The 14,656-nt window shown below is 67.1% G+C and carries 16 protein-coding genes; 10 read left to right on the top strand and 6 right to left on the bottom strand.

Annotation, left to right across the window (positions count from 1 at the left end):
• Positions 1 to 32 precede the first annotated feature (32 nt).
• From AC5P8J_RS05120 to AC5P8J_RS05135, 4 genes are all read left to right on the top strand, one after another.
• The gene (locus AC5P8J_RS05120; RefSeq protein WP_134734815.1) at positions 33 to 785 is read left to right on the top strand and encodes an SDR family NAD(P)-dependent oxidoreductase; all 753 of its coding nucleotides are present in this window, start codon (positions 33 to 35) and stop codon (positions 783 to 785) included.
• Positions 786 to 806: 21 nt separating this feature from the next.
• Complete coding sequence (locus AC5P8J_RS05125; protein ID WP_227854188.1) at positions 807 to 1,994, top strand: GDSL-type esterase/lipase family protein; 1,188 nt, start codon at positions 807 to 809, stop codon at positions 1,992 to 1,994.
• A gap of 10 nt (positions 1,995 to 2,004) precedes the next feature.
• On the top strand, positions 2,005 to 3,024 hold the full coding sequence (locus tag AC5P8J_RS05130) for a sugar kinase (protein ID WP_021202370.1): 1,020 nt from the start codon (positions 2,005 to 2,007) through the stop codon (positions 3,022 to 3,024).
• A gap of 61 nt (positions 3,025 to 3,085) precedes the next feature.
• Positions 3,086 to 4,015, top strand: a complete 930-nt coding sequence (locus tag AC5P8J_RS05135) for a DUF6708 domain-containing protein (protein WP_111098478.1) — start codon at positions 3,086 to 3,088, stop codon at positions 4,013 to 4,015.
• A 4-nt stretch (positions 4,016 to 4,019) separates the two neighbouring features.
• On the opposite strand, the gene AC5P8J_RS05140 is transcribed toward AC5P8J_RS05135, so the two are convergent.
• Positions 4,020 to 5,594 carry a S15 peptidase family protein gene (locus tag AC5P8J_RS05140; protein WP_111098479.1) on the bottom strand — a complete coding sequence of 525 codons (1,575 nt, stop codon included), beginning with the start codon at positions 5,592 to 5,594 and terminating at the stop codon, positions 4,020 to 4,022.
• A gap of 799 nt (positions 5,595 to 6,393) precedes the next feature.
• Between AC5P8J_RS05140 and AC5P8J_RS05145 the strand changes: the two genes are divergently transcribed.
• Together AC5P8J_RS05145 and AC5P8J_RS05150 are read left to right on the top strand one after the other, a co-directional pair.
• The gene (locus AC5P8J_RS05145; RefSeq protein WP_134729207.1) at positions 6,394 to 7,134 is read left to right on the top strand and encodes a DNA/RNA non-specific endonuclease; all 741 of its coding nucleotides are present in this window, start codon (positions 6,394 to 6,396) and stop codon (positions 7,132 to 7,134) included.
• Between the two features lie 104 nt (positions 7,135 to 7,238).
• On the top strand, positions 7,239 to 7,934 hold the full coding sequence (locus AC5P8J_RS05150; protein ID WP_227854189.1) for an HAD family hydrolase: 696 nt from the start codon (positions 7,239 to 7,241) through the stop codon (positions 7,932 to 7,934).
• 7 nt (positions 7,935 to 7,941) lie between these two features.
• Here AC5P8J_RS05150 and AC5P8J_RS05155 read toward each other — a convergent pair whose 3' ends face one another.
• Genes AC5P8J_RS05155 through AC5P8J_RS05170 form a run of 4 tightly spaced genes read right to left on the bottom strand, consistent with a single transcriptional unit; the run spans position 7,942 to position 9,989 of the window.
• Entirely contained in the window at positions 7,942 to 8,172 is a 231-nt protein-coding gene (locus tag AC5P8J_RS05155) for a hypothetical protein (protein WP_021202364.1), read from the bottom strand.
• On the bottom strand, positions 8,169 to 8,594 hold the full coding sequence (locus tag AC5P8J_RS05160) for a VOC family protein (protein WP_005409768.1): 426 nt from the start codon (positions 8,592 to 8,594) through the stop codon (positions 8,169 to 8,171). Before AC5P8J_RS05160 ends, AC5P8J_RS05155 begins: the two co-directional genes overlap by 4 nt.
• Positions 8,595 to 8,604: 10 nt before the next feature.
• Positions 8,605 to 9,066 (bottom strand): helix-turn-helix domain-containing protein, encoded by a 462-nt coding sequence (locus AC5P8J_RS05165; RefSeq protein WP_021202362.1) that lies wholly within the window; start codon positions 9,064 to 9,066, stop codon positions 8,605 to 8,607.
• Complete coding sequence (locus AC5P8J_RS05170) at positions 9,063 to 9,989, bottom strand: LysR substrate-binding domain-containing protein (protein WP_134734812.1); 927 nt, start codon at positions 9,987 to 9,989, stop codon at positions 9,063 to 9,065. Before AC5P8J_RS05170 ends, AC5P8J_RS05165 begins: the two co-directional genes overlap by 4 nt.
• Before the next feature lie 91 nt (positions 9,990 to 10,080).
• Between AC5P8J_RS05170 and AC5P8J_RS05175 the strand changes: the two genes are divergently transcribed.
• The 4 genes from AC5P8J_RS05175 (at position 10,081) to AC5P8J_RS05190 (ending at position 12,905) form a co-directional block, all read left to right on the top strand.
• A complete protein-coding gene (locus AC5P8J_RS05175) occupies positions 10,081 to 11,121 on the top strand; it encodes a twin-arginine translocation signal domain-containing protein (RefSeq protein WP_134734811.1) in 1,041 nt (346 codons plus the stop codon).
• Positions 11,118 to 11,999, top strand: coding sequence for a TolB family protein (locus tag AC5P8J_RS05180; protein ID WP_495216654.1), 882 nt, complete (start codon positions 11,118 to 11,120; stop codon positions 11,997 to 11,999). Before AC5P8J_RS05175 ends, AC5P8J_RS05180 begins: the two co-directional genes overlap by 4 nt.
• A gap of 68 nt (positions 12,000 to 12,067) precedes the next feature.
• Positions 12,068 to 12,604: a GFA family protein gene (locus tag AC5P8J_RS05185; RefSeq protein ID WP_134734809.1), complete on the top strand. Its 537-nt coding sequence runs from the start codon at positions 12,068 to 12,070 to the stop codon at positions 12,602 to 12,604.
• The gene (locus AC5P8J_RS05190; protein WP_134729194.1) at positions 12,597 to 12,905 is read left to right on the top strand and encodes a DUF6958 family protein; all 309 of its coding nucleotides are present in this window, start codon (positions 12,597 to 12,599) and stop codon (positions 12,903 to 12,905) included. The genes AC5P8J_RS05185 and AC5P8J_RS05190 overlap by 8 nt, the downstream gene beginning before the upstream one ends.
• On the opposite strand, the gene AC5P8J_RS05195 is transcribed toward AC5P8J_RS05190, so the two are convergent.
• Positions 12,906 to 14,261, bottom strand: coding sequence for a sigma-54 dependent transcriptional regulator (locus AC5P8J_RS05195; protein ID WP_021202356.1), 1,356 nt, complete (start codon positions 14,259 to 14,261; stop codon positions 12,906 to 12,908).
• Between the last annotated feature and the right edge of the window lie 395 nt (positions 14,262 to 14,656).

A 14,656-nucleotide genomic window follows, 5' to 3' on the forward strand; every position in this document is an offset into this window, starting at 1 on the left:
TCAATTCCCCCGCAAACCAAGGAGTTTTCCGCATGTCGTTCCAGGACAAGGTGGCCATTGTCACCGGCGGTGGCCGCGATATCGGTCGCGCCGTTTCGATCAAGCTGGCTGCCGCCGGTGCACGCGTCTGCATCAACTACGCCAATGATGAAGCCAGTGCCCAGGAAACGCTGGCACAGATCCGTGCGGCCGGTGGCCAGGCCATCGTGCACCGTGCCGACGTCACCGACGCCACGGCCGTCGCCGGCCTGGTCGCTGCGGCACAGGCCGCGTTCGGCGAGCGCATCGACCTGCTGGTGAACGTGGCCGGTGGCATGGTGCAGCGCCGGCCGCTGGCCGACATCGACCCGGCGTTCTTCCACACCGTGATGGACCTGAACCTCACCTCGACCTACCTGACCACGCACGCGGTGGTGCCGCACATGCGCGAAGGCGCGGCCATCGTCAACTTCGCCTCACAGGCAGGCCGTGATGGTGGCGGCCCGGGCGCATCGATCTACGCCACCGCCAAGGCGGCGGTGATGACCTTCACCCGCGCCATGGCCAAGGAGCTGGGGCCGAAGGGTATCCGGGTGAACGCACTGTGCTGCGGCATGATCGCCACCCGCTTCCACGATGAATTCACCAAGCCGGAAGTACGCACGGCCGTTGCCGGCGCCACCCCGTTGCGCCGCCAGGGTGCGCCGGACGAAGCCGCCGACGCTGCGGTGTTCCTGGCCTCGGATGCGGCGGCGTTCATCACCGGCACGAATCTGGACGTCAACGGCGGCACCTACTTCTCCTGACACCTGACCGGACTCCTGCCCATGCAGCGCTGGACACTTCTGTTTTCATTGACGCTCTGCTCCGCCATGACGGCGCCCGCTGCGTGGGCCGCACCCGTGTGGGTCACTGCCTGGACGGCCGCGCCCGCGCCCGACCGCAAGGACGGAACGTCCGATGCGCCGGTACAGTTCGCCGCACAGACCGTGCGCCAGGACATGCGTATCGGCAGCCGTGGCGATGCGCTGCGGCTGCGCATCAGCAACGAGCTCGGCACGGCGCCCTTGCGGGTCGAGGACCTGCGCGTGGGAGTGAAGAACGGCAAGGCCGCACCGCTGCCGGTAACGGTGGATGGCCGCGCGGTCATCGAGGTGCCGGTCGGAGCCGCGCTGCTGAGCGACCCGGTGCGGATGCCGGTGGCGGCGCTGCAGGAGATCAGCGTGAGTGCCTATTTCCCGCAGCCCACCCGCCCCGCCGTGCGCCGCACCGAGCTGCGGGTCGCAGATGGCAGGCAGACAGCCGTCGCCGACAGCGTGCGGCTGAGCTACCAGCAGAACGTGTTCTCGGCAGTGATGGTGCAGCGTGAAGATCGTCCCCAGGTAATCGTGGCGCTGGGCGATTCCATCACGGAAGGCGCCACCGCACGCCGCGGCACCTTCAACCAGTGGCCGGAGCGATTGGCGCAGCGCCTGCAGCAGGCCTGCCCGAACCGGTTCGTGGTACTCAACCAGGGCATCAGCGGCAACAAACTGCTTGACCATGGCCGCAGCCACAGCGCCCTGTCACGATTGGATCGCGATGTGATCGCCGTGGCCGACGCCGATCAGGTGATCCTGTTCGAAGGCATCAATGACATCCGCCACGGCGGTGGCGCGCAGCCGCTGCCTGGACGCAGTGCGGCGGACATGCTGCTGGGCTATCAACAGGTTGCGGCGCGGCTGCATGCGCACGGCATCCGCGCTTGGCTGGGTACGTTGACCCCGTTCGGCGGTTCCGAGCGCTACGAGCCCGTGTCCGCCGCCACCCGCACCACGATCAACCAGTGGGCACGCGGCGGCAACAGCGGCTTCGATGGCATCATCGATTTCGACGCCGCGCTGCGTGACCCGAAGGCAGCCGAATCGCTGCCCAACGAGATCACCCGCGACAATCTGCACCCCAACGACGAGGGCTACCGGCGCATGGCCGATGCCATCGATCTGCGCATGCTGGGCTGCACTACCCCCGAGTGAGAGAGAACCGATGAGCCACGTCGTTTGTTTCGGTGAGTTGCTGCTGCGCCTGGGCGCGCCCGGTCGTGAACTGCTGCTGCAGACGCCGCAGCTGCAGGTTCATGTGGGAGGTGCCGAGGCCAATGTGGCGGTCTCGCTGGCCAGCCTGGGCCACGATGTGCAGATGGCCAGCACTGTGCCCGGCAACGCGCTGGGCCGGCATGCCGTGGCCGAGCTGCGGCGGCATGGCGTGGGCGTGGCCGCCGTGCGTGAAGTGGCGGGTGACCGCATGGGCCTGTACTTCCTGGCGACCGGTGCGGTGCAGCGCGCCAGTGAAGTGGTGTATGACCGCGCCGGTTCTGCATTCGCAAACAGCAATGCCAGTGACCATGCGTGGCCCGCCCTGCTGTCCGGCGCGCACCTGTTGCATGTCTCGGGCGTGAGTCCGGCGCTGGGCGCCAACGTGGCCGAGTCGGTGCTGGGTGCGGTGCGTGCGGCTCGCGCGGCCGGTGTGCAGGTGTCCTTCGACGGCAATTATCGTCCGTCACTGTGGCGACGCTGGGATGGCGACGCAGCGGCGATCCTGCGCGAGGTCTTCGCCGAGGCCGACATTGTCTTTGCCGATCATCGGGACATCGAACTGGTGCTGGGGCTGCACTTCGCGCAGGACGATGCGGTCGCCCGAACCGAGGCCGCTGCGGCCGCTGCCTTTGCCGCGTTCCCGCACCTGCGGTGGCTGGCCTGCACCCAGCGCGAGGTGATCAGCGCCGACCATCACGTGCTCGGCGCGCTGCTACTGGGGCGCGATGGAACCCGCGCGCAGGCTCCTCCGAGGCCGCTGCCCGGCACCGTTGATCGCATCGGCGGTGGCGATGCCTTTGCCGCCGGCATCCTGCACGGATTGCTGTCCGGGCTGGACGCAGAAAGCACCGTGCGCTTCGGACTGGCCGCAGGCGCGTTGAAGCACGCCATTCCCGGCGACTTCAGCCCTGCCCGCGAAGCTGAAGTCCGGGCACTGATGGAGAGCCACCCGTTCGACGTCCGTCGCTGATCTCCCCCCGGGAGAATCCCGCTAGAATCCAACGGGCGCTGGAATCGCGCAGGGATCGCCCATGGATTACACCGGATACACGCGCAAGTTTCCCAACAACCGCCCGCTGAATGCGTTTGAACGCGAGCACCGCCTGCTGCAGAAGAAGCGGCTGGATGTCGTGCCGTTGGCGCAGCTGTGCGTGGTGAAGATGAATTCGAACGGCCTGGTTTCGGTGGATCGCTGGTTCGCCGCGCGTGGCTTTGCAGCCCTGCTGGGCGCGATCGGCATTGCCTTTGGGCTGGGCGGCATGCTGATGCTGCTCTGGTCGCTGGTCGTGAACAGGCTACCCAACGAAAACGGCCTGTGGGAGGCGATATTCATCGGCATGGCGATGCTGGCCGCCTTCACTGCAGCGAGCATCTGGGTGGCTTGCCTCGAGCTGTTCCGCTGGACCTACTATCCGATCGCGCTCGATCGCAAGCACCGGCAGATACACGTGTTCCGGCTGGATGGCACCACCCTCAGCGTGCCCTGGGACCGGGTCCATTTCACGCTGGGCCGCGGAACCGGAACCTTCGGATGGTACAACTGGGATGTCCGCGGACTGATCCTGGACGCGGATGGCGTGACAGTACGGGAGACGTTCGCGTTCTGCATCGCGACCTCCCGCATCGAGAACGCGCATGCCCACTGGGAGTTCCTGCGGCGCTACATGGAAGAAGGACCGGCAGCCGTCGTGGACGCGGTGCACTGCTGCATGCCGCTGGACGGCAAGCGCGAGAGCTTCGCGTCCGGCAAGGAGCGCATCTTCGCCGAAGACGCGCGCCTCCCGGGTTTCATGTGGCTCACGATGCTGCCACTCAACTACCTGCACACGATCATGCGCTGGGTGGTGATGCAGACCAGCAGGATTCCGCGGTTTCCACCGGACATCGAGGCGCGCCTGACACCGGACGCCGGTGATCCCTGTGTCCGCGACGCTTCGATGAATCCACCGGACCTGCGATGACCAATCAGTGCAAAGGCAGCTTCAGTACCGACGGCGCGTTCGCCGGTGAACTGAAGGTTACCGTGCCACCCAACTGGCTGATGCCCGCATAACGCAGGTCCACCGTGTCCACCACCAGGGTCAGGCGACTGCCGGCCGGCACCTCCCAGCTGCTGGCCTCCAGCCGCAGGTCGATGGTCTTCGCCTGCCCCGGCGTGGCACCCCGCAGCGTATAGGGCTTGTGACTGATCAGCTGGCCATTGCCCAGCACGTCCTCGGCATAGAGATAGGCATACAACGTGGTGTCGGCGCGGCTTGGCGTGACCGTCATCCGCACTTCCGGCGCGCCATCCAGACGGCGCGCACTCCAGTAGATCGGCCCTTGCCAGACTCCTGCGGCGTTGCGTCCGACGAACGGCACATACGCGCCCGGTGGCAGGTTGATCATCTGCAGCGCGCCGGACGCCATCACCACGCCGGAGTTGGCGGCCGTCAGCAGGCCGCTGCCGATGCGGTAGCTCCAGCCGGTGCCGCCACCGTTCGCCACCAGTCCACCGGTGGGTTGTAACAACCCGCTCGGCGCGGTCAGCCCGTAGCTTACGGCGCCGGTAGAGGTGGCCTGCCAGTCCGGATAACGGCTCCAGCTGCCCTTCTGCGACTTCAGCTGCACCGCCGGCTGGCGGTCGATGCCATTGGCCACGCCCTTGAGGTAGTGGTCGAACCAGTCGCCCACCGCGGCATAGACTTCATTGGGAATGCCGAGCGCACCGAAGGCCTCGTTGAGGGCGTGGTCGCCATGGCGCAGCTGCAGCTGCTTGGGGCCCTTCAAACGGTTGAAGAAGTCCACCAGCTGGCCCGGCGGGAACAGGCTGTCGTTGAAGGCGTTGGCGAGGAATACCGCGGGTTGGTTGGCATTGATCTCATCAAGGCTGCTGGCCGGGCTGCGCTGTGCCGCTACCGGCAGCAGCGAGTCCACCGCCCCCTGGTAGTTGCCGACCAGCACATTGCCGTTGATGGTGGCCAGCTCCGCCCCGGGGCGGCCAGTGGCCAGGCCGGCTGCCACCAGCAGGGCGATGCCCTGTGCGCTGGGCGTGTCATGGCTGTAGAGCGACGCCTGCAGGTCGGCCCAGCCGCTCAGCGCGGCAACGGCCTTGATGCGGGGGTCGCGTGCCGCCGCCAGCAGGCTGGTGCCGGCCCCGTAGGAGATGCCCGAGACACCGATCCTGGCCGGATCGGCCCGGGTGTTGGCCAGCGCCCAGTCGATCAGCGCACTGACGTCTTCGACCGTTGCGGGCCCGGCGATGTCGATGCTGCCGCCGGACTCCCAGAAGCCGCGCGAGCTGTAGCTGATGACCACATAGCCGCGCTGCGCCAGCGACTGTGCCACGCCCACGTACTCCACGCTGGGCACTGCCCAGCTGCTGGGCATCACCAGCAGCGGATAGCGGCCACTGCCGGCATCCTGGGGTTCGATGACGAAGGCCCCGAGGGGCGTGCCATCCCAGCTGGGGATGGTGCGATGGGTGGTCTTGACCGTGGCCGCCAGGACCGTGGGCGCCAGCCCGGTCAGCAGGATCAACAGCAGCAGAACCTTGCGCATCGTTGTCTCTCCCCGTCGGTGGTGGTGCAACGGATCGGACCGTACCAGTGCGAATGGTGGGCGGCACCTTGCGACGCAGCATGGCGCTTTCGAACCAGGCGCCCGGCTGGATCGATGCAGGACCACATTCAGGCGCGGTGGATCACCCACGCCACCAGGCCTGCAAGTGGCATCAATGCAAGTGTGCCAACGACGCCCAGGCATCCGGACGCCCCGCGGTGCGGCGCGGAAGCCTGTGGATGCGATCGCAGCCAAGCGGCATGACAGGCCCTGCAGTAGAAGCGCTGCTTCCCGGCGCGCCAAGCGCCACGGGTACGTTCGTCATGGAGGGCGGCGTTGCCGCAGCGCCCACACTTGAAACTGCGATGTGGCGGGCGTCTCTGCCGACGCAGCGCAGCCACGATTGCAACCCCGATCAGCGCAGCAGCAGCGCCCCCTGCAAGCAGTTCACTGTTGATCATTCGCCTTGCTCGATCCTGCGGTTTCCGGTCCTGCTGCGCAGGATATCGAGTCGTACACCCCCTGCGCTACGACGCCCTAGCACGCGCGCATGTCACCCACGCGCCGTGTGATCTGACACCTCTCCAGTGCTTGCGGGCGGTCACAGCTTCGTCTTTTCGTCGTTGACCGAAAGACGACAGCTTGTGACGCTTACGACACCGCAGGGCCTCCACAGCCCAACAACGCGGTCACGTCCCACCGCAATCCGCTGCACCCGACTCCGCACCGTCTCCCCGTGACCTCGCCCTGCCAGGTCGTGGCGGACGGCTGCGCCCTGAACTTCTGCTGGAGAACCGCAATGCGCCTTGCAAGCTTCTTCTTCGCGTTCGTCCTCAGTGCCTTCGCCAGCGCTGCCCAAGCCCAGGTCGTCACCCTCAACAAGGGCGGCTTCGTGCTCACCTACGACTGCAGCATCCACAGCGCCACCCGCTACGAGTACACGCTTACCGCCGATACCGGTTCGGCCGCACGGCCGTCCAGCTTCTACAAGGACCCGGACCTGCCGGCCGGTTGCCTGGGCCAGTCCAGCACCGCGTCCTACGCCAGCATCAGATCCGGCTATGACCGTGGCCATCTGGTCACGTCCAACCACATGGATTACGACGCGACCTACATCCGCCGCGCCAACTACATGACCAACATCGTCCCGCAGGTCTCCAGCTTCAACCAGGGCATCTGGGTGAAGGCCGAAAACGTGGCCGAGTGCTACCGCGACATCGCACCGGTGGACGTCTACGGTGGTGTGGTCTACGGCGACGCCGCCAACGATTACTTCCTGGCCAGCCACGGCATCCCGACGCCGGAGTTCTTCTGGAAGACGATCATCACCCGTGATCCGAACACTGGCACGGCCAAGGCGATCAGCTGGATCATTCCCAACGAAGCCAATCTGGGCAGCCTCGACAGCTACCTGGTGACCATCGCCGATCTGGAGGAGCTGTTGGGTGCGAGCTACGTTGCGATCAACGCACCGGCCTCGCTGAAGAACATGCTGCCGGCCAGCACCTGGTCGCAGCCGGCGGGGTGTGATCTGGGCTGACCGGTCTGCCGGGAATGGGTGGCACCCGGTCCGGGTGCCACGCAAGGATGGCTGTGGGAAAATGGCGGGCAATTGCACCACCGCATTGCCCCCTGGAGCTGTAGATGTCCTGTTTCCCCTTCGATGCCGTGCTGTTCGACTGCGACGGCGTACTCGTCGATTCCGAGCCGCTGGTCGCCCGCGTTCTCTCGGAAATGCTGACCGCACGCGGCTGGCCGCTGACCCCGGCGCAGGCGGGTGAAGTCTTCCTCGGGCAGTCCGTGGCCCATCTGGCAGGGCTGATCGCAGAGCGCACCGGCAAGCCGTTCACCGAGGAATGGCTGGAGGAGTTCCGCCAGCAGCGCAACCGGGCGCTGGAACGGGATCTGGAGCCGATCCGGGGGGCGCCCGAGGCCGTGCGTGCGATCGCCGCAGCGACCGGTGGCCGCATTGCCTGCGCGTCCGGTGCCGACCTGATCAAGGTGAAACTGCAGCTGGGCAAGGTCGGCATCCTCGATGCATTCGGCGACCACGTCTACAGCGGCCAGGACATGCCGAACACCAAGCCGCACCCGGACGTCTATCTGGCGGCCGCTGCCGCGCTGGGTGTGGATCCGAAGCGCTGCGCGGTCATTGAAGACACCGTGACCGGCGCGACCGCCGGCGTGGCGGCAGGTGCCACCGTGTTCGGCTTCACCGAGGGCGGCCCGCACCACAGCACACCCGAAGCTCTGCGCGCGGCCGGTGCCCAGGTGATCTTCCAGCGCATGGAAGATCTTCCCGCACTGCTGGCGGCCTACGCCGCCGACGCTGCCGCCTGACCAGGCGTCAACCCGCAGCGCCCTGCCCGGCGCTGCGGCACCTGCCGCTGTAGTGCAGCGCAAACAGGTACAACCCGGTGAACAGTTGCAGGAACAGCGGCGGCAGCGGCGCATAGGTGATCCACGCTGCAGGTTCGCCCTGCCCCAGCCCGCGAACGGCGAAGTTGGCGATCACCGCCAGGGTGAACACGATCGAGGTCCAACGATGCACGGGCCGTGCCCAGCCACCGCGGCTCATTGCCGGCGCCTCGCTTCGGAACGGGCTTCGATCATCTTCCAGCCATTGCCTGACGGGTCACGGAATCCGGCGTCGACGGCGCCATAGCGCTCGATCGGCTCCTGGGTGAATTCCACGCCCTGTGCCAGCCATTGCGTGTAGCGCGCCTGGCAGTCATCCACGGCCAGCACCAGCGGCGGCATTGCGCCCTTGGCCACCAGCTGCTGCAGCGCAAGTGCGGTAGCGGCGTCGTGGGTGGGCGGGCCTGGCACGAACAGGCCCAGCTGGAAACCGTCCTGGCCCGGGCTGCGGACCGTCAGCCATCGGTAGCTGCCATTGCGTACGTCGGTATGCACTTCGAAGCCGAGCTTGCCGACGTAGAACGCCAGCGCCTCATCCTGGTCGCGCACATACAGGCCGACCGTGTTCACAGTGTTCGTCATGGGACCTCCCTCAGGTGGGGTCCACGTTAGCAACCGCCTCGCGGCGGCGCTTCTCCAAAACTGCGATCTTCAGGTCCGGGCGCTGCGCGGCGCGTGCATGGCATTCCGGCACGCTGGCCGACGCCGCCCGGGTTGCACGCTCACGCTCACGCACATTGCCCGGGCTGTCACCGGTGATGTCACGGAAGATGCGGCCGAAGGTACCCAGGCTGCTCCACCCGGTCTGCGCGGCGATTTCGGTGACCGGCAACTCGGTGTCACGCAACATCGCCACGGCCCGTTCGATGCGCCGGCTGAGGAGATAGCGGTGCGGTGGCAGCCCGAAGGCCTGCTTGAACGAGCGGGCGAAGTGCGCCGGCGACACTGCACTGACCTCGGCCAGGCGCGCGACCGGCCATTCCTCATGGCTGGCGCGGTCCATCCGGTCCTTGGCACGCAGCAGGCGCCGCAGCAGTTCGGGGCTCTGGTTCATGGCACCACCGCCTGGGCCAGGTAGTGGCGTGCCGCGTGCCGCGCCTCAGCGGCCTGCTCGACCAGCCAGTCACGCAATGCAATCACCTTGGCACTGCCATTTCGCGCCGTGGGTGCCACGAACCAGAAGCTGCGACCGTCGCTGGCGACACCCGGATGCGCCTGCACCAGCCGCCCGCTGTCCAGCTCGGCCTGGAACAGGATCGGCGAACCAATGGCGATGCCTTGCCCGGCGATCGCGGCGCCGACATCCAGATGCTCGACGGCAAAGGGCGCGACGAAACTCTCCGGTGCCGGCGGTGGAATGTGCCCGTGCGCGGCAAACCACAGGGCCCACCAGTCCGGCCGCCCGAGCAGGGGAATCTCCAGCGCGCTGCTGCCCAGCCCACGCGCCTCGTGCAGCAGCGCCGGCGCACACAACGGTGTGAACACGCTGGGAAACAAGGGAGTTGCCTGAAGACCCGGCCATTCGCCCTGGCCATTGCGGATGGCGGCATCGAAGTGACCGGCGGCCAGATCCTGCGGCGCTGCCGACAGGTCCAGTTCCAGCACGAGCTGCCGGTGGCGGGCACGGAACGTGCCCAGTCGCGGCGTCAGCCAACTGGTGCCCAGCGTGGGCAGCACGGACAGGCGCAGTCGCGCCGCATCCATGTCTGCGGCGTGCATGAAGCTGGCGCGCAGTGCATCGAATGCCCGGGTGGCCTCCTGGGCGACGCTGGCACCCGTCGCTGTCAGTTCTACGTGCTGTGCATGGCGCAGGAACAGGCAGGTACCGGTCTGGGCCTCCAGCCGCCGCACGTGGTAGCTCACCGATGCCGCACTGGTGTCGAGCTCTTCGGCGGCACGCGCGAAGCTGCCCAGCCGCGCCGCCGCCTCGAAGGCACGGATGGCGGCAAGCGATGGCAGCTGGCGTTGGGTAACCATAAGTGTGACTTAGCCTGAGCCCCGATATCTGCGTGGTCAATCCCCCTGGTACGCGCAACGATGGAGGCACCTTCGACAGGGGATCACGCACATGGATCGACGGCAGTTCCTGGCCACCCTGGCCGCCGCGGCGGCATCTACGGCGCTGCCCTCCGGGTGGGCGCTGCCCAGCCACAGCGAAGACTGGAAATGGTTGCAGGGCAACTGGCAGGTCCGGCACCGACGCCTGAAGGAGCGCCTGGTCGGCGATACCCGATGGGAGTTCTTCACCGGTTCCAGCGCGGTCTGGCTCACCCTGGGCAGACTCGGCACCATCGATGACAACGTCATGGCGCTGCCTTCGGGCCCCTACAGGGGCCTGGGCGTGCGTGCATTCGATCCGGTGTCTTCCACGTGGTCGATCTGGTGGATCGATGGCCGCAACCCTGCCCATATCGAAGCCCCTGTGCGCGGCGCTTTCAAGGGCGATGCCGGCAGCTTCCGCGGCACCGACCGGATCGACGGGCGCCCCGTCGAGGTCTGGTTCCGTTGGCATGACATCCACGGCGAGGAGCCGTGGTGGGAACAGGCGTTCTCCGACGATGCCGGTGCGCACTGGGAAGTGAACTGGCGCAACTGGTTCCGCCGCACTGCTGCGGTCCCCTCTCCGCTTCCGAAGCTGCCGGATGCACCGGGCGATTTTGATTTCCTGGTTGGCCATTGGAACGTGCGCCATCGTCGCCTGCGCGCTCGGCTGGCAGGCAGCGATGCATGGGACGCGTTCAACGGCACCCTGCACAACTGGCCGGTCCTGGGAGGATTCGGCAACGTGGGTGACAACCTGATGGACATGCCTGGAGCGCCGCTGCGAGGCATGGGCATCCGCGCCTGGAATGCGGCGGAGCGGCACTGGCTGAGCTGGTGGCTGGATGGCCGGGAGCCAACCCGGATCGGCGCGCCACTGCGTGGTGGTTTCCATGCCGGTGTCGGCCGCTTCTTCGGCGAAGACCAGCACGACGGTCAATCAATCCAGACGCGGGTGATCTGGTCACGCATTACCCCGCGCTCGGCGCGCTGGGAACAGGCGGCATCGACCGATGGCGGGCGCAGCTGGGAAACAAACTGGGTCAGCGACTTCGAGCGACAGGCATGAAGGCGCTGCTGGCCGTGATGCTGCTGGTTGCTGCGTCGCATCCCGCGTCTCCATCACGGGAGCTGCGGATCGTCGGCCCCGCCGAGCGCTTTGCCCCGGGCGTTGCATCCACGCAATACGACGAGATTCGACTGACCTTGAGCACGGACGGAAAAACCGCACTGTGGTTCAGCCGCAACCGGCCCGGCGGGCCGGGTGGGTATGACATCTGGGTCTCCCGCAACGATGGGCAGCGCTGGCGGCCGGCGATGCCGGTGCCGTTCAACTCGCCGGGGCGCGACTTCGATCCCGCTTTTTCCGCCGATGGCCGCGTGGTGTATTTCTGTTCGGATCGCGCAGGCGGCCTGGGCGGCGACGATCTGTACCGGGTCAGCATGGGGAGCGACGGTCGATTCGGGAAGCCGGTCAATCTTGGCCCGGCAGTGAACAGCGCGGCCGATGAATTCGCGCCGATGCTCTCGCCGGACGCAGCCACGCTGCTGTTCTCCAGCGATCGCGCAGGCGGTGCGGGTGGCCATGACCTCTACGTCGCAGCGATGGTCCGTGACATGGCGCAGCCGGCACGGCCGCTGCCGGGAGACCTCAATACCGCAGCGCAGGAGTTCGATGCCACCTTCCTGGGCGACGGCCGGACGCTGGTGTTTGCCCGCGCCCTGGACTTCGGCAGTGCACCGGTACGCCAGTTCATCGCCTACGAGCGTGGAGGCCGCTATGACGCGGGCCTTGCATTGCCCTCCCCCTTGAACGAGGCCTCCGGCGACAGCTACGGCGCGATGCTGGATGGCTCGCAACCCGACACCTTGACCTATTCGGCGCGGCGCGCGGACGGTGCAGGGTTGGACCTGTACCGCATCCGCTATCGGATGATGCGCCCTTGAAGGCAGATGTTGTCGATTTTCCGCGCCCCGGTTCGTCGAGAGGATGACTCCCCCAGGAGAAAACGCAGATGGCCTCACACCAGTCCCTTGCCTGCGCCTGCGGCCAGGTACGCCTGACCGCCACGGGCCAATCCATTGCCACCGTCGAATGCTGCTGCGACAGCTGCCGCAAGGCCGGCGCCATGCTGCAGTCGATGCCCCGAGCACCGGACGTGCTGGGCCCGCACGGCCAGACGCTCTTCGTAATGCACCGCAAGGATCGCGTCAGCATCGATGCCGGGCATGCCATGCTGCGTGCCTTGCGATTGTCCAGCAGGGGCGGCAGCCGCCGCGTGCTGGCCGGCTGCTGCAATACGCCGCTCTTCCTGGAGTTCAGCGGCGGCCATTGGCTGAGCCTGTATGGCCTGTTGTGGCCGGCATCGACAAGACCTGCCGTGGAGATACGGACCATGGTCAGTGATCTTCCTGATGCGTCTGTGCTTCCTGACGATGTGCCGAACCTGAAGACCCGGTCGCTGCGCTTCTATGCGCGGTTGATGAAGGCGTGGATCGCCATGGGCTTCCGCAGCCCACGCATCGAGGTCGCGGGAGATACCCATGCCTGAGCCCAGACGGATCGAGATCGAAAGCATCACCACGCCCGGGCACATCCAGCGCGTGGATCGCGCCAAGTACCTCGCCATGCGCCATGCCTTGCTGCGGGCGCTGCCCGCGCAACCGCCCGGCCTGACCGTCGCGCAGGCGAAACAGGCACTGCTGCCACACCTGCCCGCCGCGCTGTTCCCGGCAGGTGCCACCGCCGGCTGGTGGTTGAAGGCCGTGCAGCTGGACCTGGAAGCCAAGGGCGTGATCGAGCGCGTCGCGGGCAAACCGTTGCGCCTGTTCAAGCACCTGGCGGCCGGCTGATCAGCGCTGTGCAGGCAGTTCCAACCGGTGCTTGCGGCAGAGGCGATACACCGTGACCCGCGATATCTGCATCTGCCGCGCGCACTCGGAGACGTTGTAGCCGGTCTGGCGCAGGGTCTGCAGCAGTACATCGCGCTCGGCCTGGCCGCGCGCATCGTGCAGCATCGCCGCGGGCAGGGCCGCTACCGATGCGCCCAGCTCCAGGTCACGCTCACTGATCAGCTCGCCTTCGGCCATGATCGCTGCACGCTGCACACGGTTCAGTAGTTCGCGTACGTTGCCGGGCCAGTCGAAGCGCCGCATCGCCTGCAGTGCGGCCGGTGCGAAGCCGCGTGCACGCACGCTGTGGCGCAACCGGAAGCAGCGCAGGAAGTGCTCGGCCAGTAGCTGCACGTCGGCACCGCGCTCGCGCAGCGGTGGCATCAGCAGGCGCAGCACGTTCAGGCGGTAGTAGAGATCGCTGCGGAACCGCCCCTGCGCCACCGCGTGTTCCAGTTCGACGTGGGTCGCGGCAAGTACTCGCACGTCCGCGCGCAGCGGCTGGCTGCTGCCCACGCGCTCGAAGGTCCCCTCCTGCAGCACGCGCAGCAGGCTGGTCTGCGCTTCTGCCGGCAGATCGCCTACCTCATCAAGAAACACCGTACCGCCATGGGCGGATTCGAACACACCGATCTGCCGCTTGTCGGCACCGGTGAACGAGCCACGTTCGTGGCCGAACAGCTCCGACTGCACCAGGCTGGCCGGAATCGCACCACAGTTAACCGCAATGAAAGGCCTGCCGGCGCGCCCCGACAGCGCATGCAGCGCATGTGCAGCCAGTTCCTTGCCTGTACCGGTTTCGCCGGTGACCAGCACCGGCAGTTCCACCGGCGCGAACTTGTGCAGCACCGTGCGCACCGCATGCAGCGCAGCGCTTTCGCCAATCAGTGCATGCGGTCCATACCCACTGCAGGTTGCATCGACAGGCGGATCATCCGCATCGAACTGCTGGCGCATTGCGCAGACCAGGTCCTGAAGGCCGAACGGCAGCGTGAAGCGCGCGCCACATCGCTGCAGCAACGGCAGCCAGGCCGGCGATGTGGGTCCGGCGCCCGGTGGCAGTACCGCCAGCCAGGGCAGATGCTGGTGCTGCTCGATCCACGGTTCCAGCAGCTGCAGCGACGCCGCATCGAGATGGCGCAGATCGAGTACGGCGAGCAATCGATCGCGCCCACGCAGGCCTATCGCCATGGCGGGATCGGGATGGATGCTGCGCACATGCCAGCCTGCTGCCGCCAGCGCACTGCGCTCGTTCGCCAACGGCTCGCCAAACCAGAGCACGCAACGTGACGTAGAAGCCTCCGGGACCGCTGCCATGCTTCCCCCAGCATCCGGACACCGTCGGCGGACTGTCAGGCAATCGCCGGCGTGCCGCCCCCCGCCGGGACCTCTACGGCCACCGGGGCGGCCTTTGTTGGGCGGATCCTAGCGCTTCCCTAAACGGCGGCGCAATGAGCAATGCGTCAAGAAATTCGTGGCTGAACCGGCACCGTTGCAGACGGCGGCGCCACCTGTAACACCCATGCAACAGTTGCCCGCCACCCTTGCCCTGCGGTGCCTGGGGCTTCGAAATCCCAACGATTCCCCGACGTGCCTGTAACACCGTGGCAGCAGCACGGTCAGGTGCTGCACGGTCCCGACATTGGCGGGTGGGCACTTCCAGGTTGGCACGGTTGATGCGTGGTTCCGCCGCACCCATCGCGGGAGATCGG

Source organism: Stenotrophomonas sp. YJH_SMC_37 (assembly GCF_059370035.1).

Coding starts and splice junctions, on each gene's coding strand:
- AC5P8J_RS05125 (WP_227854188.1), top strand. CDS start 807: ATGCAGCGCTGGACACTTCTGTTTTCATTGACGCTCTGCTCCGCCATG.
- AC5P8J_RS05165 (WP_021202362.1), bottom strand. CDS start 9,066: ATGAACCAGAGCCCCGAACTGCTGCGGCGCCTGCTGCGTGCCAAGGAC.
- AC5P8J_RS05160 (WP_005409768.1), bottom strand. CDS start 8,594: ATGACGAACACTGTGAACACGGTCGGCCTGTATGTGCGCGACCAGGAT.
- AC5P8J_RS05135 (WP_111098478.1), top strand. CDS start 3,086: ATGGATTACACCGGATACACGCGCAAGTTTCCCAACAACCGCCCGCTG.
- AC5P8J_RS05150 (WP_227854189.1), top strand. CDS start 7,239: ATGTCCTGTTTCCCCTTCGATGCCGTGCTGTTCGACTGCGACGGCGTA.
- AC5P8J_RS05140 (WP_111098479.1), bottom strand. CDS start 5,594: ATGCGCAAGGTTCTGCTGCTGTTGATCCTGCTGACCGGGCTGGCGCCC.
- AC5P8J_RS05180 (WP_495216654.1), top strand. CDS start 11,118: ATGAAGGCGCTGCTGGCCGTGATGCTGCTGGTTGCTGCGTCGCATCCC.
- AC5P8J_RS05170 (WP_134734812.1), bottom strand. CDS start 9,989: ATGGTTACCCAACGCCAGCTGCCATCGCTTGCCGCCATCCGTGCCTTC.
- AC5P8J_RS05175 (WP_134734811.1), top strand. CDS start 10,081: ATGGATCGACGGCAGTTCCTGGCCACCCTGGCCGCCGCGGCGGCATCT.
- AC5P8J_RS05185 (WP_134734809.1), top strand. CDS start 12,068: ATGGCCTCACACCAGTCCCTTGCCTGCGCCTGCGGCCAGGTACGCCTG.
- AC5P8J_RS05120 (WP_134734815.1), top strand. CDS start 33: ATGTCGTTCCAGGACAAGGTGGCCATTGTCACCGGCGGTGGCCGCGAT.
- AC5P8J_RS05145 (WP_134729207.1), top strand. CDS start 6,394: ATGCGCCTTGCAAGCTTCTTCTTCGCGTTCGTCCTCAGTGCCTTCGCC.
- AC5P8J_RS05155 (WP_021202364.1), bottom strand. CDS start 8,172: ATGAGCCGCGGTGGCTGGGCACGGCCCGTGCATCGTTGGACCTCGATC.
- AC5P8J_RS05190 (WP_134729194.1), top strand. CDS start 12,597: ATGCCTGAGCCCAGACGGATCGAGATCGAAAGCATCACCACGCCCGGG.
- AC5P8J_RS05195 (WP_021202356.1), bottom strand. CDS start 14,261: ATGGCAGCGGTCCCGGAGGCTTCTACGTCACGTTGCGTGCTCTGGTTT.
- AC5P8J_RS05130 (WP_021202370.1), top strand. CDS start 2,005: ATGAGCCACGTCGTTTGTTTCGGTGAGTTGCTGCTGCGCCTGGGCGCG.